Source organism: Oceanicaulis sp. UBA2681 (assembly GCF_002354675.1).
GTDB classification, from domain to species: domain Bacteria; phylum Pseudomonadota; class Alphaproteobacteria; order Caulobacterales; family Maricaulaceae; genus Oceanicaulis; species Oceanicaulis alexandrii.
Genome location: NZ_DEMB01000014.1, coordinates 15,398 through 39,327 on the forward strand (window position 1 = coordinate 15,398; position 23,930 = coordinate 39,327).

General features: G+C 62.5%; 19 protein-coding genes. 14 read left to right on the forward strand and 5 right to left on the reverse strand.

What is annotated here, in order from left to right; translation table 11 throughout:
• Nucleotides 1-78 precede the first annotated feature (78 nt).
• The 5 genes from B3M53_RS10700 (at nt 79) to B3M53_RS10720 (ending at nt 5,143) form a co-directional block, all read left to right on the forward strand.
• Nucleotides 79-564 carry a YHS domain-containing (seleno)protein gene (locus B3M53_RS10700; RefSeq protein WP_273020235.1) on the forward strand — a complete coding sequence of 162 codons (486 nt, stop codon included), beginning with the start codon at nt 79-81 and terminating at the stop codon, nt 562-564.
• Between the two features lie 138 nt (nt 565-702).
• Nucleotides 703-3,192, forward strand: coding sequence for a zinc-dependent metalloprotease (locus B3M53_RS10705; protein WP_273020236.1), 2,490 nt, complete (start codon nt 703-705; stop codon nt 3,190-3,192).
• An 84-nt stretch (nt 3,193-3,276) separates the two neighbouring features.
• Nucleotides 3,277-4,212 (forward strand): rhodanese-related sulfurtransferase, encoded by a 936-nt coding sequence (locus tag B3M53_RS10710; RefSeq protein WP_286800397.1) that lies wholly within the window; start codon nt 3,277-3,279, stop codon nt 4,210-4,212.
• Nucleotides 4,205-4,846, forward strand: a complete 642-nt coding sequence (locus B3M53_RS10715; RefSeq protein ID WP_273020238.1) for a glutathione S-transferase — start codon at nt 4,205-4,207, stop codon at nt 4,844-4,846. Before B3M53_RS10710 ends, B3M53_RS10715 begins: the two co-directional genes overlap by 8 nt.
• Before the next feature lie 72 nt (nt 4,847-4,918).
• Nucleotides 4,919-5,143 (forward strand): TIGR03643 family protein, encoded by a 225-nt coding sequence (locus tag B3M53_RS10720; RefSeq protein WP_022700597.1) that lies wholly within the window; start codon nt 4,919-4,921, stop codon nt 5,141-5,143.
• Here B3M53_RS10720 and B3M53_RS10725 read toward each other — a convergent pair.
• Nucleotides 5,133-6,728 carry an ABC-F family ATP-binding cassette domain-containing protein gene (locus B3M53_RS10725; RefSeq protein ID WP_273020239.1) on the reverse strand — a complete coding sequence of 532 codons (1,596 nt, stop codon included), beginning with the start codon at nt 6,726-6,728 and terminating at the stop codon, nt 5,133-5,135. The genes B3M53_RS10720 and B3M53_RS10725 overlap by 11 nt on opposite strands.
• Before the next feature lie 179 nt (nt 6,729-6,907).
• On the opposite strand from B3M53_RS10725, the gene B3M53_RS10730 reads away from it, so the two are divergent.
• Nucleotides 6,908-7,087: a hypothetical protein gene (locus tag B3M53_RS10730; protein WP_028284573.1), complete on the forward strand. Its 180-nt coding sequence runs from the start codon at nt 6,908-6,910 to the stop codon at nt 7,085-7,087.
• A 217-nt stretch (nt 7,088-7,304) separates the two neighbouring features.
• On the opposite strand, the gene B3M53_RS10735 is transcribed toward B3M53_RS10730, so the two are convergent.
• The 3 genes from B3M53_RS10735 to B3M53_RS10745 form a co-directional block, all read right to left on the reverse strand.
• The gene (locus tag B3M53_RS10735) at nt 7,305-8,771 is read right to left on the reverse strand and encodes an SLC13 family permease (RefSeq protein WP_273020240.1); all 1,467 of its coding nucleotides are present in this window, start codon (nt 8,769-8,771) and stop codon (nt 7,305-7,307) included.
• Between the two features lie 144 nt (nt 8,772-8,915).
• Nucleotides 8,916-9,782, reverse strand: a complete 867-nt coding sequence (locus B3M53_RS10740; protein WP_273020241.1) for a PHB depolymerase family esterase — start codon at nt 9,780-9,782, stop codon at nt 8,916-8,918.
• A gap of 48 nt (nt 9,783-9,830) precedes the next feature.
• Nucleotides 9,831-12,935 carry a TonB-dependent receptor domain-containing protein gene (locus tag B3M53_RS10745; protein WP_273020242.1) on the reverse strand — a complete coding sequence of 1,035 codons (3,105 nt, stop codon included), beginning with the start codon at nt 12,933-12,935 and terminating at the stop codon, nt 9,831-9,833.
• Nucleotides 12,936-13,115: 180 nt separating this feature from the next.
• Here B3M53_RS10745 and B3M53_RS10750 point away from each other — a divergent pair, with 180 nt between their 5' ends.
• Genes B3M53_RS10750 through B3M53_RS10760 form a run of 3 tightly spaced genes read left to right on the forward strand, consistent with a single transcriptional unit; the run spans nt 13,116 to nt 17,124 of the window.
• The gene (locus B3M53_RS10750) at nt 13,116-14,420 is read left to right on the forward strand and encodes a TetR/AcrR family transcriptional regulator (RefSeq protein ID WP_273020243.1); all 1,305 of its coding nucleotides are present in this window, start codon (nt 13,116-13,118) and stop codon (nt 14,418-14,420) included.
• Nucleotides 14,417-15,922 carry a lyase family protein gene (locus B3M53_RS10755; protein WP_273020244.1) on the forward strand — a complete coding sequence of 502 codons (1,506 nt, stop codon included), beginning with the start codon at nt 14,417-14,419 and terminating at the stop codon, nt 15,920-15,922. Before B3M53_RS10750 ends, B3M53_RS10755 begins: the two co-directional genes overlap by 4 nt.
• Nucleotides 15,919-17,124: a M14 family metallopeptidase gene (locus B3M53_RS10760; RefSeq protein WP_273020245.1), complete on the forward strand. Its 1,206-nt coding sequence runs from the start codon at nt 15,919-15,921 to the stop codon at nt 17,122-17,124. Before B3M53_RS10755 ends, B3M53_RS10760 begins: the two co-directional genes overlap by 4 nt.
• Before the next feature lie 43 nt (nt 17,125-17,167).
• Here B3M53_RS10760 and B3M53_RS10765 read toward each other — a convergent pair whose 3' ends face one another.
• Nucleotides 17,168-18,538 (reverse strand): M28 family metallopeptidase, encoded by a 1,371-nt coding sequence (locus tag B3M53_RS10765; protein WP_273020246.1) that lies wholly within the window; start codon nt 18,536-18,538, stop codon nt 17,168-17,170.
• 420 nt (nt 18,539-18,958) lie between these two features.
• Between B3M53_RS10765 and B3M53_RS10770 the strand changes: the two genes are divergently transcribed.
• The 5 genes from B3M53_RS10770 to B3M53_RS10790 all read left to right on the forward strand — a co-directional run bounded on the left by B3M53_RS10770 (nt 18,959) and on the right by B3M53_RS10790 (nt 23,899).
• Nucleotides 18,959-20,311, forward strand: a complete 1,353-nt coding sequence (locus tag B3M53_RS10770) for a circularly permuted type 2 ATP-grasp protein (RefSeq protein ID WP_407667929.1) — start codon at nt 18,959-18,961, stop codon at nt 20,309-20,311.
• Between the two features lie 4 nt (nt 20,312-20,315).
• Nucleotides 20,316-21,257, forward strand: coding sequence for an alpha-E domain-containing protein (locus B3M53_RS10775; protein WP_022700609.1), 942 nt, complete (start codon nt 20,316-20,318; stop codon nt 21,255-21,257).
• Between the two features lie 3 nt (nt 21,258-21,260).
• The gene (locus B3M53_RS10780; RefSeq protein WP_022700610.1) at nt 21,261-22,061 is read left to right on the forward strand and encodes a transglutaminase family protein; all 801 of its coding nucleotides are present in this window, start codon (nt 21,261-21,263) and stop codon (nt 22,059-22,061) included.
• Nucleotides 22,062-22,098: 37 nt separating this feature from the next.
• Complete coding sequence (locus B3M53_RS10785) at nt 22,099-22,830, forward strand: proteasome-type protease (RefSeq protein WP_273144688.1); 732 nt, start codon at nt 22,099-22,101, stop codon at nt 22,828-22,830.
• A 136-nt stretch (nt 22,831-22,966) separates the two neighbouring features.
• Nucleotides 22,967-23,899, forward strand: a complete 933-nt coding sequence (locus B3M53_RS10790) for a glutaminase (RefSeq protein ID WP_160092733.1) — start codon at nt 22,967-22,969, stop codon at nt 23,897-23,899.
• Nucleotides 23,900-23,930: the final 31 nt, after the last annotated feature.

Consider the following 23,930-nt stretch of genomic DNA (forward strand, 5'->3'; position numbering starts at 1 on the left):
TTTTACCTGAGCTGACCGAAGGCGCTGCGCCTTCACTTCCGCTCGCTGACCTCCAGCGCGCCAACTCGGAGAGAGACCATGAAAACCCTGATTTCCACCGCTCTGATCGGCATCGCGCTGGTCGCGACCACCGCCCCGATCGCCCTGGCCGAAGACGAAAACAACGTCACATCCGGTTACACCCTGGCCGGCGCGCCGCTGGGCCTGCACGGCTCTGACCCGGTCGCGCTGATCGAGACCGGCATCCGCCTGGATGGCAGCGCCGAGTTCGCGCACGTCCATGAAGGCGTCGCCTATTACTTCAACACCCGCGCCAATCTGCGCACCTTCCGCCGCAATCCCGAAGCTTACATCCCGGCCTATGGCGGCTTCTGCGCTCTGGGCGTGTCTCTGGGCAAGAAACTCGACGGTGATCCGCGCTTCTCCGCCGTGCGCGACGGCCAGCTCTATGTCTTCGTGAACGAGGAAATCCTGCGCAATTTCCTCAATGACGAAGCCGGCACCCTCGCCCGCGCTGAAACCAACTGGACCCAGATCGAACACACCGCAGCGTCCGAGCTCTAAGGGCTTCCCCCTCCCTTAACGGACGTCGAACGGGCGGTCGCAGTGCGGCCGCCCGTTTGCTGTCCGCCCCTGTTCAAATCCGCCCGGTCTGGCTAGCCTTCCCCCAAGAGCGCGAAACGCGCCAAGGGGAGACTGACCATGTTGCGAGCGATCACCGGCGCCCTGGCGCTGTGCCTGACCATGTCCGGCGCACAGGCCCTGGCCGAGGACGAAGCCAGCTTTACCGAAACCGTCGAAGGGCTGAACCGTCAGGACGGGCTGATCACGCTCTATCCCGACCCCGCCGAAGGCCGGGTGCTCGCTGCGCTATCGCCCTCAGAAGACGGCGTGCTGGGCCGGATGATCTACACCGCGCGCCTGACCTCGGGGCTGGGATCAAACCCGGTGGGACTTGACCGGGGCCTGGGGACCGATACCTGGATCCTGCGCTTCAGCCGGGTCGGCGACGCGGTCTTCGCCGAGTTTGAAAACACCCGCTACGCGGCCCTGGGCGCGGGTGCGGATGAAAGCGCCGCCACGGCTCAATCCTTCGCCCGGTCTGTCATCTGGCGCACCGACATCCTGTCTGAAAGCGCGGACGGCGAAGTGCTGATCGATCTGTCAGGCTTTCTCAAACGCGATCCGGTCGACGCGGTCGGCGCACTGGACAGTGCTGGCCAAGGGTCGTTCTCGGTCGACGCCGAGCGCAGCGCGCCTCTGGCCGACAGTGTTCTGAGCTTTCCGGAAAACATTGAAATCGACACGCTTCTGACCCTCAGCGCGGACGAGCCCGGCGCAGAAGTGCGCGCCACCGCGCCCTATGCGGAAGCTGTGACCCTGACGGTGCATCATTCCTTCATCGCCCTGCCCGAAGACGGGTATGAAACCCGCGCTTCGGACCCGCGCAGCGGCGCCTTTGAGCTCACGCGCTATGACATGGCGACGCCGCTCGATGAGCCTTTGCAGCGCGGCTATGCCCGCCGTCACCGGCTTGAGCGGATTGATCCGGACGCCGCGTCCGGCCCGGTGGTCGAACCCATCGTCTATTATGTGGATCGCGGCGCGCCCGAGCTGATCCAGCAAGCGCTGATCGAGGGCGGCAATTGGTGGGCGGAAGCGTTTGAGGCGGCCGGCTTTGAAGACGCCTATCGCGTGGAGCTTTTGCCCGAGGGCGTGCATCCGCTGGATGCGCGCTACAATGTCATTCAATGGGTACACCGCCAGACCCGCGGCTGGTCTTACGGCGCGTCGGTGGTCGATCCGCGCACCGGCGAAATCCTGAAAGGCCATGTGATCCTGGGCAGCCAGCGCGTGCGCCATGACCGGCTGATCTTTGAAGGCCTGATGGGCGTTGAGCAGACCGGAACCGGCGCGGCGGACGACCCGCTCGAGCTGGCGCTTGCGCGCGTGCGTCAACTTTCCGCCCATGAGATCGGGCATACTTTGGGGCTGATGCACAATTTCGCCGCCAGCACCAATGATCGCGCGTCAGTGATGGATTATCCCGCGCCGCTGATCCGGTTTGACGACGCCACAGGCTTTGATGCGTCGCAGGCGTATGATGTGGGGATCGGCGAATGGGATATCGCCTCGATCTCCTGGCTTTACAGCCAGTATCCGGACGCCGCCGCCGAGGCCGCCGGGCTGGAAGCAATCCTGCAGCAAGCCCGCGAAGACGGCCTTATGTACATTTCCGACCGGCATGCCCGCGGCAACAATGCCGGCCATCCGCTGGCCAATCTGTGGGATAACGGATCAGACCCGGTGGATGCGCTGAATGACACGCTGGTGGTGCGCGCAGCAGCGCTGAACCGCTTCGGGACCGATGTGCTGGCGCAGGGCCTGCCGCTAAGCGAGATCCGCAACGTCTTCCCGCCGATCTATCTCTATCATCGCTATCAGGTGGAGGCCGCCGCCAAGGCGCTGGGCGGCGTGATGTTCGCCTATGAGGTCAACGGCCCGGACGTGTCCGGCGTCACCGATTACGACCCCGACCAGCAGAGGCGGGCGCTGGAGGCTCTCGCGCAGACGCTGGAGCCTGCAAGGCTCGACATTTCTGACGCGACGCTGGCTCTGCTCACACCCTCGCCTTTCACCGATTACGACGCCATCGCCCAGCGCGAACAGTTTGAGACCGACCAGTATCCCGCCTTCAGCCGCGCCAACGCCGCCGCCGCGGCGGGACAGATCACCTTGTCCGCCATGTTGGCGCCGGCCCGTCTGGCGCGTCTGGAGGAGCAGGCCGCCCGCAACCCCGACGCGTTGAACCCTGAAACGGTTCTGGCCCGGATCGACCGCGTTGTGTTTGACGCGCCGCGTGACGAGGCGGCGCGTTTGGCGCCGCTGCGCGAGGCGCTGCAGGACGAGTATGTCACTCAGCTCCTGCGCGTGGCCGGCGGGTCGACTCCCAGCGCCGCTCGGCTGGCGCGGTCCGCGCTTTCGGATCTGATGACTGAACTTTCTGGACGCCGCGCTCGCGTGAGTGACAGTCAGGCGGTCGCTCTGAGAGCGCAAATCGAAGCCGGGCTTCAGGCGATTGACGAGGGCCGCACCCTGTCGATACCCAGCACGGACATCCCGCCAGGCAGCCCGATCGGGGCGGATGGGTGTTTCCATTGCGATAGCGGGGATCGTCTGGGGCTGAACTAGACCTCAAGGGCCGGGGCGTTTCACCGCGCCCCGGCCTGCGATCTGATGGTGTTTTTGGCGCGCCGGTTTTGGCATAAGGGCGTCATGACCCAGTTTCGCGTCGCCGCACTTTATAAATTCACGCCGCTCGTCGCCGACAAGGCGCTGCAGGACCGGCTTCTGACCGCCTGCCGGGAGCAGGACGTCTACGGCACCTTGCTGATCGCCAGCGAAGGGATCAACGGCACCATCGCCGGCGCGCCCGACGCCATCGAGGCCGTTCTGAACGTGATCCGGTCCCTGCCTGGCTGCGCGGATATCGAACACAAGGAGTCCTTCGCCGAGGAACAGCCCTTCCTGCGCATGAAGGTGCGGCTGAAAAAGGAAATCGTGACGATGGGCGTGCCCGGCGTGGACCCTCAGAAAGCCGTCGGATCCTATGTGGCGCCGGAAGACTGGAATGAGCTGATTTCAGCGCCGGACGTGGTCACCATCGATACGCGCAATGATTACGAAGTGCGTATTGGCCAGTTCAAGGGCGCGGTGAACCCTGAAACCACGAGCTTTCGCGAATTTCCCGACTGGTTCAGAAAGTTTCGCGAAACCCGTCCCAATGCGCGGATCGCCATGTATTGCACAGGCGGCATACGGTGCGAGAAATCCACCGCCTTCGCCCTGACCGAAGGGCTCGATGAGGTCTATCACCTCAAGGGCGGCATTCTGAAATATCTCGAAACCGTGCCCGAGGAAGACAGCCTGTGGGAAGGCGATTGCTTCGTCTTTGATCGCCGCGTCGCCGTGCGTCACGGGCTGGAGCTGGGCGATTACACCACCTGCCACGCCTGCCGCGAACCGCTGGGGCCGGAAGATCTGAAATCCCCGCACTTCGTCGCCGGCGTCAGTTGCCCGCATTGCCGTGAGGCCCGCAGCGAGGAGCAGCGCCAGCGCTATGCCGAGCGCCAGCGTCAGGAAGCGCGCGCCGCCGCGCGGGGCGAACGCCATGTGGGCGCCATACTGGATGCTGACGCGGACAATGACTAAAGCCCTGCCCGTCCTGTACTCCTTCCGGCGCTGCCCCTACGCCATGCGCGGGCGGATGGCGCTGGACGCCGCGCAGATCAAGGTCGAGCACCGCGAAATCCTTCTCAAGGACAAGCCCGCGGAAATGCTTGCGGCGTCGCCCAAGGGCACAGTCCCGGTGGTGGTGCTCGCTGACGGCCAGGTGATCGAGGAAAGCCTCGATGTGATGCACTGGGCTCTAGCGCAAAACGATCCCGACAACTGGTGGCCGGACGACACCGGGCTGCGGTCAGACATCCAGGCCCTGATCGCGCGCAATGATGGCGACTTCAAGCATCATCTGGACCGCTATAAATACGCCAATCGCTATGAAGGCGCGGTCTCCGAAGACCATCGCGCCGCCGCGGCCCAGATCGTTGATCAGCTAGAAGAACGGCTCACCACATCGTCACAGCTGTTTGGCGACGCGCCTTGTCTGGCCGATATCGCGATCTTTCCCTTCATCCGCCAGTTCGCCAATACCGACCGGGACTGGTTTGACGCTCAGAGCTGGCCGAACCTGCAAGCCTGGTTGGCGGGGCATCTGGCTTCGGAGCGCTTCGCCCGGATCATGGCCAAGCACGACCTGTTCGTGTCTGCCACCGCTCAAGACTGAGGCGCTTCGCCCCTCGTCAGATCAGCAGCCCGCCCTAGCTCACGGCCTTGACGCGAACAGGACGAGGGAACCATGGCGCCCGAAGAGATCAGCGAAATCATCGCCCTGGCCTGGGCGGACGATGTCAGCTTTGAGGCGATCGAAAAAGACACAGGGCTTAGCGAGCCCGAAGTCATCGCGATCATGCGGCGGTCGTTAAAGCCCTCAAGCTTCCGGCTCTGGCGCAAGCGCGTGTCGGGCCGGGCCAGCAAACACGCCAGGATCAAAGCCGCCCGCGACGCCGCCCCTAGAGTTTGATCGTGCCGCGGTCCGCCTGCAGGATCAGCTTGCGGTAATCGTTGAGATCGCCGTCATAGCGGCTGGCCTTGCCGTCATTCACCAGCCAGAGCTGATCGGCGGTGCCTTCGGCGAGGTAGACGTCGTGGGTGATGAGGATCACGGCGCCCTTATAGTCATTGAGCGCGTAGATCAGCGCTTCGCGACTGTCGATATCCAGGTGCGAGGTCGGCTCGTCGAGGATCAGCACATGGGGCTTTTCCATCGCCATAAGGCCCAGCAGCAGACGTACTTTCTCGCCGCCTGACAGCTTCTCGATCTTGGTGCCGACTTTCTCATGGGCGAAGCCCATCGCGGCGGCGGCGGCGCGCTGCTTTGATTCAGGCGAGCCCGCAGGCAGGGCGTCCTGCACATGCTGGAGCACCGTCTCGCCCGGACGCAATTCATCCATCTGATCTTGCGAGAAATAACCGATCCGCAGAGCGCGCGGCGCGGTGCGATCGCCGGCCAGAAGCGGCAGGCGTTCGGCGATGGATTTCACCAAAGTCGTCTTGCCCTGGCCATTGGCGCCGACAATGGCGATGCGGTCTTCGGGATCCAGCCGCAGATCCACGCCCCGAAGGATCACGGCCTCTTCGCCATAGCCCACTTTTGCGTCGCGCAATTGCAGCAAGGGCGGGGACAGCGTGTCAGCGGAGCTGGGGAAGGAGAAGGACGTGGTGCGCTCGGCGATCGGGACGGTGATCTCCTGCATCTTCTCAAGCCGCTTCACCCGCGATTGCGCCTGGCTGGCCTTGGAGGCCTTGGCGCCGAACCGGTCGATGAAAGACTGAAGGTGCGCGCGGTCGGCCTCTTGCTTGGCGCGCTGGCTTTCCAAGAGCGCGGTCTTCGCCGCCCGCAGTTTCAGCCAGGCGTCATACCCGCCGGGCGACACCGAAAGCTGTTGATGCTCCAGCGCCATCGTATGGGTGACGCAACGGTTCAGCATTTCGCGGTCGTGGCTGACGATCAGCACGGTGTGGGGGTATTTCTTCAGATAGCTCTCAAGCCAGGCCGCACCTTCCAGATCGAGATAGTTGGTTGGCTCATCGAGCAGCAACAGGTCGGGCTCGGAGAACAACACCCCGGCGATGGCGGCGCGCATGCGCCAGCCCCCCGAAAACTCTTTCGTCGACCGGTAGAGGTCCGCATCGCTGAAGCCCAAGCCCATCAGGACTTCCGCCGCGCGCGATTCCGCCGACCAGGCGTCGATATCCGCCAGCCGCATATGGATCTCACCAATGCGGTCCGGGTCTTGCGCGGTTTCCGCTTCCTGCATCAGGGCGTGACGTTCCTCGTCGGTAGCGAGCACAACATCGAGGATGGTGTCGTCTGAGGCTTCAACCTCCTGCGCCACCCAGCCCATGCGCGCGCCCTTGACCAGGCGGATCGCGGCATCAGGGGACGGCTGATCAATCTCCTCGCGGATCAGCTTGAGCAAGGTGGACTTGCCCGTGCCGTTGCGGCCCACCAGGCCGACCTTCCAGCCGCTGGAGATTTGCGCCGAGGCGTTTTCAAACAGCGAGCGGGCGCCGATACGGTAATCGAGATTTGAGATCGTAAGCATGGGGGCGGTGTAACCCTCACAGCGCGCGGCGCAATGAAAAGCCGCTGTGCGGTGCAGCATGAGCGCGCCAGGGCGCCTCACGGGCAACGTCACAAATCCGTCGCAAACTCTGGACTTTCCTCAAAACGTATATACATTGCATAGCCGTTGCATAGCAGATGCGAGATTGGATCCGGTCCATGGCTGACGACAAAAAGGCGAAGAAGAAAAAAGACAGCCAGCTTGTCATTCGCCTGAACAAGGACCAGCGCGATCAATTCGTTCAGCTGTGCGATGAACTGGACACCAGCGCCGCCCGGGAATTGCGCCTCTTCATCAAGGGCTTCATCGCCCGCCACACATCTGAAGAGAGCGCATGATCTCAAAAGACGCGCCTCACTCATCAAGGAGACCCGACATGGCGTCGAAAAAAGTCAAAGACCTGAAAAAAGAAATCAAAACCCGCAAGAAGAAGATCGAAACTCACGAAACCAAGCTGAAAAAAGCGAAAAAAGCGCTCAAGAAAGCCGCTTAACGCTCAAGCCCTGAGACGACTAAAAAGCCCGCCGGTTTCCGGCGGGCTTTTTCTCTTTGCGGTCAGGTTGGAAACACGACAGGCGCTAACAGCAAGGCGACCACGCTCAACACCGCGACAGCGATGATGTTTAGCACCAGCCCCACCCGGGCCATGGCCGGGATCGCGACCAGTCCCGAACTGAACACCACGGCGTTGGGCGGCGTGGCCACCGGCAGCATGAAGGCGCAACTGGCCGCCAGCGTAACCGGGATGACATAGATCAACGGGTCCTGGCCGGTCTCCACCCCGATGGCCGCGATCACCGGCAAGAAGGTCGCCGTGGTCGCAAGATTACTGGTCAATTCGGTGATGAAGATCACCAACGCCGTCGCCGTGACCACGAGCAGGATGGCGTTGATCGTCCCAACGCCGACCAGCTGTTGTCCCATCCACAAGGCCAAGCCTGAGCTGGTGACGGCGGTCGCCAGCGCCAGCCCGCCGCCGAACAGCGCCAAGACGCCCCAGGGCAGTCGGGACATGGCGTCCCAGGTCATCAGCGCCTGGCCTTTCTGGCCCGAGGGGATCAGGAAGGCGGCGACCGCGGCCGTCATCGCGACGCCGGTATCGGTCAGCTCGCCCAGGAAAGGCAGGCTGCTCAACCAGCTGCGCGACAGCCATCCGAACACCAGGAAGCCGAACAGAAGCGCGGTGCGCACCTCCGCCTTGCTCATCGCGCCGAGCCCTTCGCGCATGGCGCGGATATGCTGGACGGCTTCGTCCGAGGCCTTGAAATTGATCGGATAGATGAAGCGCGTCAGCACCAGCCAGGCCAGAGGCAGCATCACCAGAGTGACCGGCACGCCGACCATCATCCAGCGCGCAAAGTCGATCTGGACGTCATAATTGTCCGCCATGAAGCCGACCATGAAGGCGTTCGGCGGCGTGCCCACCAAAGTGGCGACCCCGCCCAGCGTTGCGCCATAAGCCAGGCCCAGCAGCAAGGAGACGCCAAAATTCTCACGCTGGCGCGGCGCCAGTGTCGGCATGGTCTCGTTGATCACCGTGAAGACTGAAACCGCGATGGGCAGCAGCATCAGCGTCGTCGAGGTGTTGGAGATCCACATGCTCACAAACGCCGCAGCGCCCATGAAACCGGCGACCAGCGCCCGTGCGTCAGCGCCGGCGATGGCGAACACGCCCAAAGCGATGCGCCGATGCAGGCCGCATCGTTCGATCGCCAACGCCACCACGAACCCGCCAAAGAACAGATAGATGATGGGGTGGGCGTAAGGCGCTGCAATCTCACGCGTGGACACCACGCCCAAAATCGGCAGCGCGACCAGTGGCAGGAAGGCCGTAATGGCCACCGGAATGGCTTCGGTCGCCCACCAGATGGCCATCAGAACGCCGATGGCGGCGACGATGGTCGCCTGTTGCGGCAAACCTTCAGGCGAGAAGGTCAGGGCCGTGATCAGGGCGGCGATCGGCCCCAGAACGAGGCCGACGCGCTGATACAACGCCGGGCCGGAAGTTTCTTGTGCGATCATTGCGTCCGCCTGTCTTGTGTTTGGTCGTTTCAGAAGCGCGCGATACAGACCCGCTCCGCATACAAGCGGCTGTCTTAGGGTCGCCGCGCCACGAGTGCGGTCATTTGAATAGGCGCAAGGCTGCGATAACGGGGCGTGTGCTCGTCATTCAGCCTCTCCCGCCCGCTCGCGCACGTCCGCCGCGATCATCCACGCCGCGGCCTCCGCCATGCCGGCGTTGTCATGCGCCACGCCGGGCACGCTGCCCACGCGCCAGCCATAGGTCACGCCCAGCGCGTCCGCTCGGGCGCGAGCGGCGTTGGCGAAATTCAAGCCGCGCGCATAGCGATGCGGGCCTTGCGCCTCAGCCTCAGGCGTATGGCGCAGATGCTGGTGACGGGGGTCGACATCCCTCTCCCCCAGCAAAATGGTCAGCGGCATCCCCACCCAGCGACGGATATCATCTTCACTCGCCGGTGTGCCGCCCGTCCCGTATGGCCAGGCCTGGCTGGCGTCCGGCAGCGTGTACCAGCCCGCATTAGCGCTATAGGCCGTGTTCAGATGCGGCAGATCTTCAAACAAGAGCGCCCGGTGGACAAACTGCGCTCCGGCGGAATGCCCGAACAGATAATACCCCTGAGCTTCACCGCCGGGCCGGGCGATGGCGCTGAACAGAGGCTCCAGCGCCGCATAGGCGGACGGTCCGTCCCGCCCCACGCCGCCCAGATTATACAGGGCCGCGCCGGGGAAATCCGCCGCGGAAAATTCCGGCGCATAGACCCGCAAGCCATAGCGCTGCGCCAAGTCTCGCCAATTGTCGCGATAATCGTCCGCATTGCGGTTCACGCCATGCATGACGATCACCACAGGCGCTTCAGGAAGAGCGCCCGCCGGCGGCTCCAGATAGAACACGCGGAGCGGCGGTCCCGCCCAGTCCGAAAAGACGAACTGGCCAGCCTGCCAGTCCTCGGCCCGGGCCGCGCTGAAGCACGTCGTCAAAAGGACGATCAGAGAGATGAGAAATCGCATCATAAGAGCGTCCGGGCGCCATCGTGTGGATGGCGCCCGGCCTGCCTCTGCCTAGAAGCGCTTGCGAACGTCGAAATAGACCTGACGTCCGCGAATGCTGTGATACGCGGCGTCATAGCCGTTGGTTTCATCAGCCAGGGGCGGATCTTCATCAAAAATGTTGTTCGCGCCTACGCGGATCCGCATGCCGTCCAGAAGGCCTTCTGCGTCAATGTCATACTGGACATAGGCGTTGGTCTGGGTCCAGGCGTCGACGAAGAACGGGTCCCCGTTCGGGTCGAGCCCGGCGCCAGTGTCGATGAATTCACTGGTATAGTTCGCCCGGGCGCCTGCGCCCCAACCACTGTGGTGGCGCCAGGTGACAGACGCGGCGATCCGCCATTCCGGCTGACCATTCTGCAAGATGATGTCGCCTTCCTGGGAGACGGTGATCTCGTCAGAAATCAGGCCGCTCTCAACCGCGTCAGCGATCTGTTGCGCACCCGGCGACAGAGCGATGAAGTAGGTGTCGAGATATGACGCGTTCACCTTGAAGTCGAAATCGCCGATCGGCGTGTCATCAAGCGAATAATAGACCGCATAATCCGTACCTTCGACGTCGATATCCTCGTTATTGTCGTAGGTATCGCGAATGAACAGGATTTCTCCGGCCGGGGTCAGGCCCGCCGCATTGTAGAAATCAATATCGTCCTGGTTGGGATCGGCTCGCACCACATTCGGGTTCGACGACCCCTGCAGGCGCAACAGATAGTCCAGGCTGATATGGTTGGCCGCGCCGAACACGCCGACCACATCCGTACGTTCGATCTCCCAGCGGTCGACGGTGACCGTCAGACCATTCAGGAAGCTCAACGGACCGTCCAGGCCCCGGGGTTCGAACACAAAGCCATAGGTGATGTTGGTGTCATCTTCCGGACCAATGTCGTCAGCCACGGAGCGTCGCTCGGTGCGGCCCTCCGTGAAGCCCGTACAATCAGCGAAAGTCGCGAACGTGCCATTCCGAACGCCTGCTTCACAGGCATAGCCGTCACGGCGGGAGTTCGAGCGGTCCACCCCTTCGTTGACCACGATCAGGTTCGGCGCCCGGAAGCCCTCGGAATACGCGCCGCGCAGTTTGATGCCATCAAACGGGATCCAGGCCGCAGCCACACGCGGTTTCACGCCGCTGCCGCCGAAATCGGAATAGTCCTCGTAACGTGCTGCAAGCTGAACGTCGAAGGTTTCAACGATCGGAATGTTCATCTCCGGGCTGACGAGCGGCACGGACGCTTCGGCGAACACGCCATACACGGAACGCGAGCCGCTGGAATCCGGGGTCGGGCTGGTGCCGTAGACGTCGCTCTGGCTGACCTCGCCCGTCACCATATCGGTGAAGGTGATGGTGCCGTCCAGCCGGTCATCCCGGTTCTCGTCATAGGCTTCGTAGCGCGCTTCAACACCGGCGGCGAGACCGATCGGTCCGCCCGGCAGCTGGAAGACATCACCATTGCTGACCTTGAAATCGATCAGGGCGAGTTCGGACGTGCTTTCACGCTCAACATCGATCAGGAAGGGCTCGATGAGGTTGCGCGGGTTGGCCGTGGCGTCGCCGATGGAGGGATTATTGGGATCACCGCCATTGAAAAGATTGTAGACGTCCGGCCCTTCCTTGAAGAGCTCTTGCTGGAACAAGGTGCGCGAGATCGAGTTGTTGGCGGTGTCCCGAGCATAGCCGCGGTTATAGAGCGCGGCGGAGTCCCATTCCCAACCGGACTCGCCGAACTCGCCACGGGCGCCGCCCAGGATACGGTACTGGGTGTTGACGACCTCAATGTCGCGGAACCCCACATCCACAAAACGATAACGGCCAGCATCGGTGAAGACTGGCAGGCCTTCGACCGGCACATTGGACAGACCGGGCAGGCGGTTGGGATTGATCGAACCATCCGAGAACGTGACCGGACCGAACGGGTTGTAGTAATAACTCGCCGGCACCGAGATGCCCGTTGCGGAAATGCCGTTGCGCGGCTCGTTCGTGGACCGCGTCTCGGCGTAATACACGCCCAGCTCACCATACAGCTCCACGCCATTGTCCATGTCGTGGTTGAAGAATCCGAAGGCGTTGAAGCGATCCCGGTCAGAAATGATCGAGCGCTCATAAGCGCCGTCAAACCTCAAATCCCGATCCTGCGTGCTGTCATCAATACACAGCCCCGGCGTAGACAGGACATCCGCCCGGCACCCCGGAAAGCTGTCTGGCTGGAAGTGGAAGCGTCCGGAAGAGTTGGTCAGGATGTTGCCATTCTGACGGACACGCGTGGCGGACGTGGTGTTCAGCGTCCACTGCCCCCAGGGGGATTGGGTGGCGCGGTTGTCAAAGGAGACATCGCCTTCAAAGCTGGTCCCTTCCAGGAAAGGGCGGCGGTCTTCACTGGCCGCAACGTCGATCTCGGAGGCCATCAGCCCCTCACGACGCGAATACTGCACCGCCAGAGACGCGTTGGTGCGGCCTTCATTGAAATCCTGCCCGCCCCGGATCGTCACGGTCTGCTCATTCAGACCGTTGCCGGTGGCGTAAAGGTGCCGCGCGCGCACATCAAAGCCTACGAAGTCATCGTCAAGAATGGTGTTGAAAACGCCGGCGACGGCGTCGGTGCCGTAAATCGCGGACGCGCCGTCATTCAGCACCTCGACGCGGGAAATCCCGGCGACCGGCAGCGAGTTGACGTTCGTGGTGGTGACCGGAGTGGAGAGCTCGGCCTGAGTGGAGGGGTGGTTGACCACACGGCGACCATTGAGCAGCACCAGCGTACCGCTCGATCCGATGGAGCGCAGGTTGATTGAGGCCACATCGCCGCGCGCATTATTGTTGGTGGTGTTGTTATCGGTCCGGAACGCAACCCCGCCCTGGGCCGGCAATGCGCGGATCAAGTCTTCACCATCCACGCCGCCAATCGCCGCCAAATCTTCTTGAGTGACAATGGTGACCGGCAGGGCTTCGTTGACGCGGGCGCCCTGGATATTGGTGCCGGTGACGATGATCACGTCCGAGGTGGCGGGCCGTGCAGCCGCCTCTTGTTCTTGCTGCGTCGTCTCAACAGCTTGCGCGAGCGCGGCTTCGCCCAGCGCCAGAGCGCCAAAAGCGATTCCGGAACGGAGAATCGTTTTGAAAGTCATGTGTCCCTCCCATGCGTTTTTGTTTTCCCGACGAGAGCAATGGTTCTGGACACTGTCAATGAAAATTATACACTCGGTTCAAATTCCGTACGGACTGCCTGCTGGAATTTGTCAGCCGTGGCGCCGAAGCTACTATCGCCGGTCTTCGGCGACCTGACTGACCTGATGGGGAATGCGCTCATGACCGTACTCAGACCGGACTTCCCTGATCACAGCTCCCCCTTCTCCCGCAGCCAGGAGCGCGATCGCAAGACCGCCGCGATCCGCTCCGCCGCGTCGCGCCGCTTTAATGCACACGGGGTTCTGGGGGCTCGGCTCGAAGACATCACGGCAGATCTCGGCCTCACAAAGACCAGCATTTCATACTATTACGCGTCCAAGGAAGAGCTCGCGGAAGCGGTCTTTCTCTCCTCGGTCGACTTTTTGCTGGAGGCGGTGAAGCACGCCGAGGCGGCGAACGACGCGCCCGGACTTAAGGTGCTGGCGCTCTTTCAGGCCTATGCCGAGCAATTGTCTGACGCCATTGCAGAGCAACGCCCTTTCCCGGCGCGCCTTCAAGAGCTCGAAACCCTGTCCGAAGAGGTGCAGGCGCGGATCACCACACGGCTGGCAGAAGCGGTCAATCGCGTCAACGCCATGACGGGCGACTGGTTGAGCCAGTCCGGTCAAACGGCGCGCCGGGCCGAGCCGGTCACCTATTGCCTGTTTGGTTTGCTGGACTGGCTGACCGTGCGCGCGGGCGAGGAGACCGGCGCGCAATTCGCCAATTCCGCCGACGCCCTGCACGACATCCTGCTGCAAGGACTGACGGCGCCGGGTCCCGTCTCCACTGAGATCGCACCGCACTTTGTCTCCACGGGAGAGCTGCCGCAGATCTTTGACCGCAAGGCCCGCAACCGCATGAAGCGGGAAGCCTTCCTCAAGGCCGGCATCCGGTTTTTCAACCTGTATGGCGTTGAAGGCGTCTCCCTGGCCGAGGTCGCAGGCTCGCTGGGGGTCACACGCGGGGCGTTCTATTATCATATTCCGGACAAGGAGAGCTTTCTGGACCAGTGCCTGGAGCACTCCTTGCACACGGTGGAGACCACGCTGGACGCCGCCGCTGAGAACGCGGAAGGGCTGGCCTTCATACGCCGCGCCGCCTTTGATCTGATTTACATGCAGGCCAGCGGCATGTCGCCGATCATCCGGCTGGAATTGATGGCCGCCCTGCCCGCAGCACGGCGCAACCGCCACCAGGCCCGCTTGCGCAACATCATCAGAAGACTGGGCGACACCTATGACGCTGCGGTCAGCGCAGGCGAGGCCCGCCCGCACGACGCCTCGGTCGTTGAATCCCTTCTGACCGGCGTGATGTTCATCAATAGCGGCTTCACCCTCGCCGCTTCCAGCACCATGAATGACTGGCGCATGAGCCAGAGTCCCCTCTCGGCGACCAATGACTTCCTGCATGTCCTGCTGTACGGACTGGCGGCGCGCCCATGAAGAGGCGGCTTCCACTTCTCTTAGTTTTGGTGCTGGCCGCCTGCTCCGAGCCGGAGGCGGACACCCATGCTTCGGCCGATGCAGACGTCAGCGCGACCCTCACAGAGCGCCAGCGTGAGGCGGCCGCCCCGAGCTTCGTCCCGCAAAGCCCGGTGCTCTCGCCCAATCGCGAGATTGAAGCGGTCTTCTCAACCGCCGCCCTGAACGCTCAGGTCTTGCGTCTGGAAGCCGCGCTGGCGCGCGCCCAGGCGGCGGAAGGCGTCATCCCCCAGAGCGCTGCAGACGCCATCACCGCCGCCGCCATTCCCGAGAACATTCCCCAGGACGCCATCGACGCCGAATACGCCATTGTGCGCCATCGCATGGTGGCGCTGTTGAACGTGCTGCGCCGGTCGCTGGATGAAGACAGCGCGAACTCTCTGCATTACGGCGCAACGACCGTAGACCTCTATGACAGCGCCGCCATGCTGCAGATGCGCGAGGCGGTCTTCGCCCTGATCGAGGATTTACGCGTCATCGAGCTGCAGCTCATCGAGCTGGCCGATGAGTACAAGACCACCCCGATGATCGGGCGCACGCTCGGCCAGCACGCATTGCCGATCACCTTTGGCAAGAAGATCAGCGGCTATATCGGCGAGAACCGGCGCCATATCGACCGGCTTGGCGATCTGCTGGACCGCATCGAGCGCTCCATCATCATGAAAGGCGCGGTGGGCAGCTATCTGGGGCTTGGTCCGGAAGGCCAGCGTGTCGAGGCGCGCATGGCCAACGAGTTGGGCCTGCCCGCCCCCTATCCCGATGACTGGCACGCCAGCCGGGATGTCTTCGCAGAATTCGCCCTCGTCCAGTCCATGATGGCCCACACCTGGGCGCGGCTCGGGCAGGAGGTGTTCCTGCTTCAGATGACCGATATCGGCGCACTGGTGGAAGAGCGCCCCGGCGGCGCCGTGGGCTCCTCCACCATGCCGCACAAGGTGAACCCGTCCTTGTCTGAGGCGCTGGTCCAGCACGGCCGGAGCATTCCGCGCCTCGCCGAGATCGTGCAAGACGACATGATCAATGTCTTCGAGCGCGACAATACCTCACGCCCCAACAGGGCCGTCGCTGACATCGCGCTCGCCACGGAAGGCATGCTCGGCGATACGAGTCGTCTGATCTCGCGCCTGCGGGTCAACGAAGCGCGGATGGCGGAAAACCTCGAACTGAGTCGGGGCTGGATCCTGACCCAGCGCATCGTCTTCGCCGTTCAGGATGATCTGGGCCGTGACGGCGCCGAACACCGTTTGCGCGATCTGGCGACCGCCTCAACCGGGACCGGCGCCAGCCTGCGCGAAGCCATTGAAAGCGACCCTGAACTGTCGGCCCTGTTTACCCCGGGCGAGCTTGATGAGCTTCTGAACCCGCGCACCTATCTCGGCCTCGACGCGGCGCTTGTGGATGAAGTGATCGCTCAGGCCCGCGCCGCCAGAGAGACCGACCCGGTCCGAACGGAGACCCCATGACCGCCAAGCCCCTGTTCCGCCTCCTGATGCTCGGCGCGGCCCTGACCGCGGCGGGGTGCGCCACCCCGGTCGCGCCCTCTGGCCCCCAGAGCGCCAGCTGCGAGAGCGGCGCGGTGCGCCTGACCCAGGACTTCTCCACCGCGCCTGATTATGCGTGTGAACGCACGGACGACGCCGCATTCAAACTGACGGTCCTCCCTGAAGACCCCGACATCAATCCCAGCCCGTGGTACGCGTTCGATTTTCACGCCGAGCGGGCAGGCGAAGCGCAGGTCGCGCTCGACTATCCGCAATACCGCCATCGCTATCAGCCGCGCATCGAGATCGAGGACGGGCATTGGGTCGCCCTGCCAGAAGACGCCGTCATGGTGTCCGAAGACCGTCAAAACGCCGTGCTGAGCCTTGAAATTGGCCCCGGCGCAACCCGGATCGGCGCACAGGAAGTGATCTCGCTTGCCGACCGGGCGATGTGGCGCGCCGCCTTCGCGGACCGGACCGGGATGACCCGCCGCGTGATCGGTGAAAGCCGACAAGGTCGCCCCATCGAGGCGCTGTCGCGTCCTGCGGCTTCACCCGGCGCACCCCTGATCATCATACTGGGCGGCCAGCATCCGCCTGAAGTGCCGGGCGTTCTGGGTCTGCGCGCGTTTCTGGACGCGCTGTTCGGAGCTGAGGCCAACACCTCCGTCCTCGACGGCTATCAATGGCTGATCCTCCCCGACCTCAATCCCGATGGCGTCGAGCACGGTCACTGGCGTCACAATACCGGCGGACTGGATCTGAACCGGGACTGGGGCCCGTTCACCCAGCCGGAAACCGCCGCCGCCTTCGCCGCGATCCAGGCTCAGATCGCGAACGGGCATGCGCCCTACCTGCTTCTGGATTTTCACGCCACGCGGCGTGATGTGCTCTACACCCCGCCGGACGCGGCCGAGTTGACTCCGTTTGCGTTCAGCGAGGACTGGATCGCCCTGATCGAAGAGGAATGGAGCGGGACCGAACCCGCCTTTGATCGCGGCCCCAGCCACAATGTGGGCATGCCCACCTCCAAGACCTGGTTTGCGGACACCTACGCCGCGCCGGGCGTGACGGTGGAATATGGCGACGACACCGACCGCGACCGCATCACCGCCCTGTCGCAATCCGCGGCGCGGGCGCTCGCGCGGTATCTGGACGAAGCGCAGACTGTCTCAGCGGAGTGAAAGCCGGGGCGCGCCCTTCACGGCGCGCCCCGCGCCTTGAGCGTCAATACCCGCCGAACGATCCCGCAGGGCCGGGGAAAACGACCGGGCTTTCTGACCCGTCCGCCGCCACCGACGACACGCCGAAATAGTAATTGTCGATGACAATGTTCTCGAGCGTGAACTCGGTCACATCGCCCACATAGCGGCTATGGGTCCATTGCGGCGCATCGGTCAGCCGCCAGTACACGCGGTAACCCATCAGGTTCTCGGCCTGCGCGCCCGAAGGACGGACCCAGCTCAGCGTGGTGGAGGGATGCACCGCGCCGGAAATCGTCACGTCCGCCGGGAAGGGCGGCGCGCCCGCCAGCCGGGCCAAAGTAGCGATGTTCAGGCCCGTGAGCTTAGCGGCGTAATCGAAGTCCACCGCTTCCAGCACGTCGCCATACTCCACGCCGTCTTCGACACGGATGTCCTGATGCTGGCGGTTATAGTCCTCATAGGTCTCCATGATGCGCACGCCCGGCATGCCCGCATCATTGAACGGACGGTGATGACCGCCGCGTCCGAACCGGTCGAGACGATAGACCATCATCACATCAAGGTTCGGCACATACTGGTCCGCCGTGCGGTCGATATAGCGCGCCAGATTGCGTGAGGGCGAATCCACCTCGCCGCCGGTAAAGCGCCGGATGCGGGCTTCCTCGGGCGTCTCGGTCGCGCGCGTGCCTTCAGAGAAAACCCGCGCGGTGGAATTGTCGATGACGCCATTGATGCCGGAGATATTGCCGATCATGTCGTTATTGAGCACGGCCTTGATCCGCCAGCCCTGTTCCAGTGCGTAATCAGCCACGATCCGCCCGCCGAACAGGCCTTGCTCCTCGCCGGCGAGCGCGGCGTACATGATGGAGCCGGCAAACCGGTCCTGGCTGAGCACCCGCGCCGCTTCCAGCGCGCCGGCTACGCCGGAGGCGTTGTCATTGGCGCCCGGGCTGATGCTCGTCGCGTCCATCACATCCGAGACCCGGCTGTCGATATCGCCCGACATCACCACCATGCGGTCCTGGTCTGACACGCCGCGCTGAATGGCGATCACGGAGACCACCTCCACCGGATCGGGGATACGGCGCTCACCGCTGATCGTCTCGGAGACATACATCACGTCCAGGCACCCGCCGCAGTCCGCGGAGATGCGCTGGAACTCGTTATAGATCCATCGACGCGCCGCGCCGATCCCTTGCGTCTCGCTTCCGGTCTCCGACGCCGTATGACGCGTTCCGAAACCCACAAGCGTGGTGATGTCCGCTTCAATGCGGTCCGCCGAAACCGCCGCCACATGATCATGCACGTCGAGCACTTCAGACGGTGGCGCGACCTGCGCGCCTGACGCCGCGGTCAGGCCCGCCGCCATAACCAGACCGATGACAATCCGCATAATGATCTCTCCTCTGCTGGCCTGTTCAGGCCGTGTTGGAGAGCAAGCTAGACCGGCCCCGTCAGCGCGCCAAGGCCAGCAGGTTCCGCCATCATGCCCGTCCATCCTCAGATCGCGGATGATCGGCTCATGCCCAAACCCCGGCAAGGAGCTTTCAGCTCTGGCGCGTCGAAATTAACCCCTTTCAGAACTCGAGTTAATCGCACTTGATTGATACAGAATAACCGTTGGCCACAAGCGCGCTCTAGCCATATCAATTAAAATTCTGTTACATTAAATGGCCGCTTAGAAATCTCTATAAGGAACAAAAATCAGTTTTAGGGGTTTTAGTAAGGGTTTGGATTCTTCGAAGGAGACGCCGTGTTTTTCAACGAACTTCAGTCTGACGCTGGCGAACCTCGGGAACCTTATGAAGATTACATCAAATGGATGAAGACCCGGAATCTCGATTCACTGAGGGACAAGTCAAAAGAAGCGGACGAGTTTTTTCGAAGAACCGGGATCACATTCAACGTCTACTCCGAAGAAAAGGCGGATGAGCGTCTTATCCCCTTTGATCAAGTGCCCCGGATCATCTCGGCCAAGGAGTGGACGCGGCTCTCAAAAGGCATCGAGCAGCGCGTCATCGCGCTCAACGCCTTTCTTCACGACATTTATCACGATCAGGAAATCCTCAAGGCCGGAAGGCTTCCGGAAAGTCTGATCGCCAATAATGAAGCGTTTCTGCCCAAGATGATGGGCGTTGAGCCCGCTGGCGGCGTCTACACTCATATCGTGGGGGTCGACCTGGTCCGGACGGGAAAGGACGAGTTCTACGTCCTGGAAGACAATGCGCGCACGCCCTCCGGCGTCTCCTACATGCTGGAAAACCGGGAAACCATGCTGCACATGTTTCCAGAGTTGTTCTCCAACATCAATGTAGCCTCGATCAGCGATTATCCGCGCAATCTGCGCCGCTCTTTGTCTCGGTGCGCACCCGCAGCCTGCCAGGGTCAGCCGGTCATCGCCGTCCTCACTCCCGGCATCCACAACTCCGCCTATTACGAGCACGCCTTTCTGGCGGACCAGATGGGGGTGGAGCTGGTGGAGGGCCATGATTTGCGGGTGGTCGATGGTCGGGTGACCATGCGCACCACGCGCGGTTACACGCCCATCGACGTGATCTATCGCCGGGTCGATGACGAGTTTCTGGATCCGCTGAATTTCAATCCCGACTCCATGCTCGGCGTTCCGGGCATTTTCGACATTTATCGCGCCGGCGGGATCACCATCGCCAACGCGCCCGGCACCGGCATTTCCGATGACAAGGCGCTCTATTCCTACATGCCTGACATCATCGAATTTTATACAGGCGCGAGCCCCTTGCTCAACAATGTGCCCACCTGGCGCTGCTCAGAACCCGACTCTCTCGCCCATGTTCTCGACAATCTTGAAGAGCTGGTGGTCAAGGAAGTTCACGGCTCGGGCGGATACGGCATGCTGGTCGGGCCAGCGGCGAGCAAGGCTGAAATTGCGGCCTTCAGAGACAAGCTCAAGGCGAACCCTTCAGGCTATATCGCCCAACCGACGCTCGCCTTGTCCACCGTGCCGATCCTGACCGAAGCGGGGCTGGCGCCCCGCCATGTGGATTTGCGCCCCTTTGTGCTGGTCTCGCCGAACGGGGTCGACATCACGCCGGGCGGACTGACGCGCGTGGCCATGCAGGAAGGGTCCCTTGTGGTCAATTCCAGCCAGGGCGGCGGCACAAAAGACACCTGGATACTGGAGGACTAGGCCCATGCTGGGATCGACCGCAAACGGCCTGTTCTGGATGTTTCGCCAGCTTGAACGCAGCGAAAACACCGCTCGACTGATCGAGACCGGATTCCGGATGGCGTTGACCCGGCAGGCGTCCGGGCAGAATGAGTGGGCTTCGGTTGTCCGGACCGCAGGGTGCGAGGCTGCGTTTCAAGACCGTCACAACGCCTTCAACGCTGAAAACGTGATCGATTTCCTGCTGCGTGATCCGGGCAATCCCGGCAGCGTTCTGTCGCTCTTCAAGGCTGCGAGAACCAATGCCCGCTCGGTCCGTACCGCCCTGACGCGCGAAGTCTGGGAAAGCACGAACGAAGCCTGGCTGGCCTTGCAAGAGCTGCTCGCCCAACCAGTGGACATGAGCGAATTGCCCAATGTTCTGGGCGCCATTCGCAAATCGAGCGCGCTGGTCCGCGGCGCCTGGCACGGCACGGCGCTGAGAAACGACGTGTTCCTGTTCGCCCGGCTGGGCACACGCATCGAGCGTGCAGACAACACCGCCCGGATTCTCGACGTGAAATACTTCGTGCTCCTGCCCTCTTCAGCGGCGGTCGGCTCGTCGCTGGACAATGTGCAATGGGAGACCATTCTGCGCTCAGCTTCGGCCGCACGCGCGTTCAACCTGCTCTATGGCGGGGAGACGTCGCCTAGCAAGATCGCCGAGTTTCTGATCTTCAATCAGCAATTGCCGCGCTCACTTTTGTATTGCTGCTGGGACAGCGTGCGCATTCTCGATGATCTGTCGCGCATGTATGGCGAGCCCAACACGGCCCAGAGTCTGGCGCGCCCACTGCTTGAGTCTCTTCAGGCCGAAGAGATCAACTCCATCTTCAAAAGCGGTCTCCACGAGTTCCTGGGCGAGTTCATAAACAAGAACAACGCGATCGGTCGTCAGATTGAAATCGATTTCAGATTTAACGAGTAACCCATGCGATTGAAGATCAATCATACGACGCGATACGAATACAGCCGCCCGGTGCCTTACGCCCTGCAGCAGATTCGACTGACCCCGCATTCAGGGCCGACCCAGACCGTGCTCGACTGGTCTCTGGACCTCGGAGGGGCATCGACAGAAGCGTGTTTTTCAGACCAGCATGGCAATGACGTGCGGCTGCTCAGCGTGGAAAGAAACACGGAATTCGTGGAAATCATCAGCACGGGCGAAGTCGAGACGATCAATACTTCGGGCGTGTTCGGACCACATACCGGCCATGTTCCGCTTTGGTATTACCTCACTCAGACCGAGCGGACCCGCCCCGGTCCGGCCCTGTCGCAACTGATCGCCGACTTCACCCCGTCCGGGACGGACGCGCTGACGCGGTTTCATGACTTGCTGGGCTTTATCGGCGAGCATGTGGCCTATGATACAAGTTCAACGCATGCAGGCACGACCGCCGAAATCGCGGTCAGCACCGGCAGTGGCGTCTGTCAGGACCACGCCCAGATCTTCATCGCCGTCGCCCGAGCGCTGGGCTTCCCGGCGCGATATGTCAGCGGCTATTTGCTGATGACGGATCGCACCCAGCAAGAGGCCAGCCACGCCTGGGCGGAAGTGCATGTGGACGGGCTGGGCTGGGTTGGATTTGACGTCTCCAACCAGATTTCGCCCGATGACAAATATGTTCGCATCGCGACCGGACTGGATTCCATGGAGGCCGCGCCCATCGCCGGTTTCGTCTACGGGGGCAGCGAAGAATTCATGATTGTAAGCGTACAGGTTCAGCAGTAACCCAAGTGAGCAATCTCCTCTCAGGAACCGAATCAACATGACCTATTGCGTGGGTATGCGCATCGATAAGGGCCTTGTTTTCATGTCGGACACCCGCACCAACGCGGGCATCGACAACGTCTCGACGTTCAAGAAGATGTTCGCCTGGTCAACGCCCGGCGAACGGGTCATCGTGATCCAGACAGCGGGCAATCTGGCGACCACGCAAGCCGTCATCAGCCTGCTTGAAGAGCGGATGAAAGCCCCGGCGGATCGCAATCCGGGCATTCTTGAAGTTCCCACCATGTTTCAGGTCGCGAAACTTGTGGGCGACACGCTCAAGGAAGTTGTGGCGGCGCAGTCCGGGCAGGGCCCCGTGGCGGATTCCGCCTTCAGCGCGACAATCATTGTCGGCGGTCAGATCGCCGGCTCCGAACCGCGCCTCTTTCTGGTCTACCCGGAAGGCAATTTCATCGAAGCTTCCGATGAGACCCCCTATTTCCAGATTGGCGAAACCAAATACGGCCGCCCGATCCTGCTGCGCGGTTACGAGCCTCAGATGGACTTCACCGACACCGTGAAACTGCTCATGCTGTCGTTTGAATCCACGCTGCGCGCCAATCTCTCCGTCGGCATGCCGCTGGATCTGCTGACCTATGAAGCGGACAGTCTGACCCTGGGTCAGGAACGCCGCATCACCAGCGACGATACATACTTCCAGGCCATCGCAGAAGCCTGGTCGGACTCCATCAAGGCTTCCATCAAGGCCTTGCCCGATTACAAATTCTAACCCCCTTCGGCGGCCGGGTCGGGACAGGCGCACGCTAAACCGGACAGGGCGCGATGATCCCGGCGCCGTGTTGTGAGATCCCTGTCGATCGACTATCGCAAAACCCTCTGGAGCCACGCCGCAAGAGCGATCCCACATGACCCAATCCGATCTTGATCTCGCGTCCATTCTTGAAGCGTGTGCGAGCGAAGCCCGAAAGCAGATCGGCCAGGGTCGCGTCGCCGACTACATCCCCGCCCTTGAGCGGATAAACCCCCACCAGTTCGGCATGGCGGTGTGCGGCGTCGACGGGACGGAATGGTCCACCGGGGACAGCGACACGCCATTTTCTATCCAGAGCATCTCCAAGGTCTTCACGCTTGCGCTCGCCCTTCAGTCACCCGGCGCGGCGGGGGTCTGGGACCGGGTCGGACGCGAGCCCTCCGGCACGGCGTTCAACTCGCTCTTTCAGCTCGAAGCCGAACAAGGCTTGCCGCGCAATCCCTTCATCAATGCCGGGGCGATCGTGATCACCGATGTGATCACCAGTCATTTCGTCAGCCCCGTACTGCAGATCCTGGGACTGGTCCGCAAATACGCGAACTGCGAGCAGATCTATATCGATGAAGAGGTAGCGCGGTCCGAAGCGGAAAGCGGGCATCGCAATGCGGCGATCGCGCACCTGCTGAAAAGCCAGGGCAATCTGGAAGCGAGCGTCGAGGACGTGCTGGCGGCCTATTATCGCCAATGCTCCATCGCCATGAGCTGCCGCGACGTCGCGCGCGCATTCCTGCCGCTGGCGGCGGGCGGTCAACATCCGCTGACAGGTGAAACCGTGATGCCCGCCCTGCGGGCGAAACGCATCAACTCCCTGCTTCTGACCTGCGGGCTTTATGACGGGGTCGGAAACTTCGCGTTTCGGGTCGGCATTCCGGCCAAATCGGGGGTCGGCGGCGGCATCGCCGCGGTCATCCCCGGCCAGTATGCGATCTGCGTGTGGTCGCCCGAGCTTGATGAGCTGGGCAACTCTCTGGCCGGCACCCGCGCGCTCGAAGTGTTCGCGAGCGAAACCAATCTGTCGGTGTTCTGAAGACCGCGCGCCACTAATAAGGCCCCAACGG

Excerpts from the sequence above, each read along its gene's own strand:
- B3M53_RS10700 (WP_273020235.1), top strand. The coding sequence starts at position 79 with ATGAAAACCCTGATTTCCACCGCTCTGATCGGCATCGCGCTGGTCGCG.
- B3M53_RS10705 (WP_273020236.1), top strand. The coding sequence starts at position 703 with ATGTTGCGAGCGATCACCGGCGCCCTGGCGCTGTGCCTGACCATGTCC.
- B3M53_RS10710 (WP_286800397.1), top strand. The coding sequence starts at position 3,277 with ATGACCCAGTTTCGCGTCGCCGCACTTTATAAATTCACGCCGCTCGTC.
- B3M53_RS10715 (WP_273020238.1), top strand. The coding sequence starts at position 4,205 with ATGACTAAAGCCCTGCCCGTCCTGTACTCCTTCCGGCGCTGCCCCTAC.
- B3M53_RS10720 (WP_022700597.1), top strand. The coding sequence starts at position 4,919 with ATGGCGCCCGAAGAGATCAGCGAAATCATCGCCCTGGCCTGGGCGGAC.
- B3M53_RS10725 (WP_273020239.1), bottom strand. The coding sequence starts at position 6,728 with ATGCTTACGATCTCAAATCTCGATTACCGTATCGGCGCCCGCTCGCTG.
- B3M53_RS10730 (WP_028284573.1), top strand. The coding sequence starts at position 6,908 with ATGGCTGACGACAAAAAGGCGAAGAAGAAAAAAGACAGCCAGCTTGTC.
- B3M53_RS10735 (WP_273020240.1), bottom strand. The coding sequence starts at position 8,771 with ATGATCGCACAAGAAACTTCCGGCCCGGCGTTGTATCAGCGCGTCGGC.
- B3M53_RS10740 (WP_273020241.1), bottom strand. The coding sequence starts at position 9,782 with ATGATGCGATTTCTCATCTCTCTGATCGTCCTTTTGACGACGTGCTTC.
- B3M53_RS10745 (WP_273020242.1), bottom strand. The coding sequence starts at position 12,935 with ATGACTTTCAAAACGATTCTCCGTTCCGGAATCGCTTTTGGCGCTCTG.
- B3M53_RS10750 (WP_273020243.1), top strand. The coding sequence starts at position 13,116 with ATGACCGTACTCAGACCGGACTTCCCTGATCACAGCTCCCCCTTCTCC.
- B3M53_RS10755 (WP_273020244.1), top strand. The coding sequence starts at position 14,417 with ATGAAGAGGCGGCTTCCACTTCTCTTAGTTTTGGTGCTGGCCGCCTGC.
- B3M53_RS10760 (WP_273020245.1), top strand. The coding sequence starts at position 15,919 with ATGACCGCCAAGCCCCTGTTCCGCCTCCTGATGCTCGGCGCGGCCCTG.
- B3M53_RS10765 (WP_273020246.1), bottom strand. The coding sequence starts at position 18,538 with ATGCGGATTGTCATCGGTCTGGTTATGGCGGCGGGCCTGACCGCGGCG.
- B3M53_RS10775 (WP_022700609.1), top strand. The coding sequence starts at position 20,316 with ATGCTGGGATCGACCGCAAACGGCCTGTTCTGGATGTTTCGCCAGCTT.
- B3M53_RS10780 (WP_022700610.1), top strand. The coding sequence starts at position 21,261 with ATGCGATTGAAGATCAATCATACGACGCGATACGAATACAGCCGCCCG.
- B3M53_RS10785 (WP_273144688.1), top strand. The coding sequence starts at position 22,099 with ATGACCTATTGCGTGGGTATGCGCATCGATAAGGGCCTTGTTTTCATG.
- B3M53_RS10790 (WP_160092733.1), top strand. The coding sequence starts at position 22,967 with ATGACCCAATCCGATCTTGATCTCGCGTCCATTCTTGAAGCGTGTGCG.